At 36.7% G+C, this 3,449-nt stretch carries 2 protein-coding genes; one reads left to right on the forward strand and one right to left on the reverse strand.

The genetic code is table 11. The features are described 5' to 3' along the window. Positions 1 to 1,087: 1,087 nt before the first annotated feature. Positions 1,088 to 2,494, forward strand: a complete 1,407-nt coding sequence (locus JFU56_RS22365) for a trypsin-like serine protease (protein WP_198439428.1) — start codon at positions 1,088 to 1,090, stop codon at positions 2,492 to 2,494. Positions 2,495 to 2,753: 259 nt separating this feature from the next. Here JFU56_RS22365 and JFU56_RS22370 read toward each other — a convergent pair. After that, positions 2,754 to 3,449, reverse strand: a 696-nt coding sequence (locus JFU56_RS22370) for a hypothetical protein (RefSeq protein ID WP_198439429.1), incomplete at its 5' end; no start/stop codon positions are given.

The raw sequence follows: 3,449 nt of genomic DNA on the forward strand, positions 1-3,449 counted from the left end.
AGCATTATCCCTGCCGCTATGAGGGAGTATTTTCTCATTTCAAGTCCTTGAGTTGTTAAATTACACCTGTATTGAAGGTCAACTATCTCTTCGAAAGCAGTACAATGAAAGCCAGTGGCTTGAAATGCAATTACGGATGTTGAAAAGCAACAATCCTTAGGTATTACCCATCATAATATATTGATTAATAGTATTATATTCGTCATAAAAATAAGAAGTACTATTAGCATCGATAATATTTATATACGTAATGGATGTAATCATAACAATATCTAATGTGTAAATACTAAACTGCTGAATATTGAAATGCATGAACACACGAACTTGATGTAAGTTAATAGTTTTTTTAAACTACATTTTGTAACAAACAGCAGATATGGGTATATATTTTGACTCTGCGTATTTTGCAAATTCGAAGAGAGGGATGGCTACTGTCTTGAAGTACCCATAGATTTAAGTAAGATTCCATTAAGTATAAGATTGCGATACTGAATAATGATGTTTAAAACAGGCTTAGTACTAATGGAACGATAGATATCATCTTTTCACGGTGATTCATACTTAGTTGCTTGTCCATTAAACGAAGTATATTTACATAAGAGCATCGCAATCAAAGTTATACTCGTTGAATTCACAAATAATCACTTTGTTTAAATAAATAACTGGATTGTTAACCATTTTACTCATATTATAAAAACGTCTATAGCTGAGAGCGGTTACCTGCATTCGCAGAGAATCAATTAAGACAGAATTAATCAGCTCACTATCAATAGAATCCCACTCCAATTTAGTGTGACGTCGTCACGCAAACTTCCATTTTGATTTAAAACTTCACATCTAATTATTATTACAACTAACAATTATATCTTTAAGATCTTCCTCCAAACTATCGAGCATCATATTCATTAGCAATGTGATCAATCATTGACACCTTGCCAATTGATATTACCGCTTGAACTTTTGTTCGAGTTTTTTTTAAGCGTGTATTGCGCTTACCTTTCAACTAGTTAAATTAACTTTCAAGTCATTAATCCCACAATTGGGGGACGATATAAGTTAAACTACCCTCAATCTATTGGAGATAAATATGAAAAATATGAATCAATTTGGCAAGCTAGCCCTAATCGCAACAATTGCAACAACCTCCATCCCTGCACATGCAGTATGGTACGGTGAAGAAGTAGCACAAGCTGAAGACTTTCGCGTATTTGTGGACGGGTCTGCAGGTAACTGCGGTGGACAGATCATAGCTGGAAAATACGTTATTACAGCTATGCATTGTATTGACGATAATAACAATCGCGTTCGACAGTTAATTCTTGATAGAAATAACATTCAAGGTGACCCACAGCGAGTTGATGATATCAATTTACTTGAAGCCACTCTCACCCGTGATGAATACACATCTGACGTATACTTTGGAAGTAATGAGCGTTATGGTGGTCAACTTATTGAAGTGACAGGTTCAATAATAAACCCTCATAAGGTTTGGAAGTATCGTTACGGGAATTACGCGGATAAAAAACAGGTAATTAATGATAACTACGGTTCGAACTTCACGGTGAATTTTGGTGCTGATTTAGTTATTTTGAAATTGAAAGATACTGTTGAACAACAATCAACCTCAATTCTTGACGTTGGTGACATCACATCACCACACAGTAAAATAGGTTTTTTAACTGGGTGGGGTCGTGATGAAAACGGTTCATTTCCAAACACATTGCATAAGGCTAAGCTACAACTAGAAGCCATGCCTTACAGCCTAGGTGATCCTGCTGGATTCGATAACAATGGTGGAAACCCAGTTCCGCTTGCTGATTCTTACTATGATTACCCGACATTGCGTCGTGTAGATGATGGTAACGGTAACCTACAGCAAAGCGACAGTGGTGACAGTGGCAGTCCTGTAATCTTAGATGGCTTTAGCCTTGGTTTTGTTTCAGGCAAGACGATTGCCGGAGGTGATCAATATGGAACAGGGATTACAGGTCCAGCATATTGGATTAATGACGATCAATGGATACCTCGACATATTGACGCTGTAAATACAGTTGGCAAAGTCGTATTGGAAATTGATGAATCATTTACTAATCATGAATGGACAATTCCAGTTCAATCATTAAAAATTGATAATGTTGAAGTAAATGGTACTGCAAATCTACTTAGCAACTCTAACAATGGATTCACTGTAAATAGTGATTGCAACGCAACTTTAACGACTGGTCAGTATTGCCATATAACACTAACCTACAATGGCTTAAATGGTGATGGAGATTTAATCTTAAAGGAAGGTGAAGTCGCAGGTAACTTGCTCGTCATCAACGATTCGTTGCAAATACCAGTTGCGGTAATTTATCCTGATAAAACTGTTGACCCTGTTATACCAACAGTACCGACAACACCAAGCAATGAAAAGTCAGGTGGTTCTTTCGGAATCTATGCTGGTTTAGCATTACTCATTGAATTAGTAAGAAGACGTATTAAATTATCTTAGTACATAAAACCCGTTGCATTTATTGTAACGGGTTTTTTTTATTTAATTTATTAGAAATAGTCCCCTTACTATATCAGGAAGCATTATTAATTATACGTAGAAGCAATCAGCTGATTGTATTGTAGTTCTTTTTTGACCCTTACTGATTTAACCTTTTTCATAGAATTAGTTAAAATAAATGTTAATTTATTTTAACACTAAAAAAACCGACACATTAGATGTGCCGGTTTTATTATTTACTATTATTTACTATTATTTACTAGTAGTAGACACCACTACCTTTGCTTCCGCCGTAGCCATTATTACCAATATTAACCAACGCCGAAGCAATCACTTTATTTTTACTATCAAGGATGCTTATGGTCCAATTGTATCTACCAGTAATAGGTGTATAAGCTTGCCCAATTTTACCAGTCCATTTAACAGAACTCCCAACAGACCAACGAACTTTAGCACCTTGTATTGTTGCATTATGTATAGTGTACGATTTACTTACCCGTTTACCATTTTTATAACTACACCTTGTCCCTTTTCTGTGTTCATAGCAAGATCTCCCGCCCAAGCCATAGTGCTGGGCATTATATTTAGAGGATCCAGCTTTATCTCCACTAGCAAAACTAAACACCCTGGTTGGTCCCGTCATGTAAGCGGTAAACCCATATCTAACCGCAGGAGGAGTGGGTTTTGCAGCTTCCTTGGTGACGCAGGCGTCGATTTTACCTGCCTCACAATCTGCAATCCACTTAAAGGCTTCTTTAATTGACCTTTTTCCATAGTAAGCATCTTTAAGCTTAAAATCAGCTGCTGTAGCTGTACCATCGATACTGACATCCCCACCAACTTTTAGGGTTGAAGCCGTCAGCATGCCTCCAACAACTACGTTTTGCTTAAACTGCCCCTGACTATTGAAAATGCTAACACCTTGAAAAGTATTACCTACATCAAGACGAGCGTA

The organism is Moritella sp. F3 (assembly GCF_015082335.1).
GTDB lineage: Bacteria > Pseudomonadota > Gammaproteobacteria > Enterobacterales > Moritellaceae > Moritella.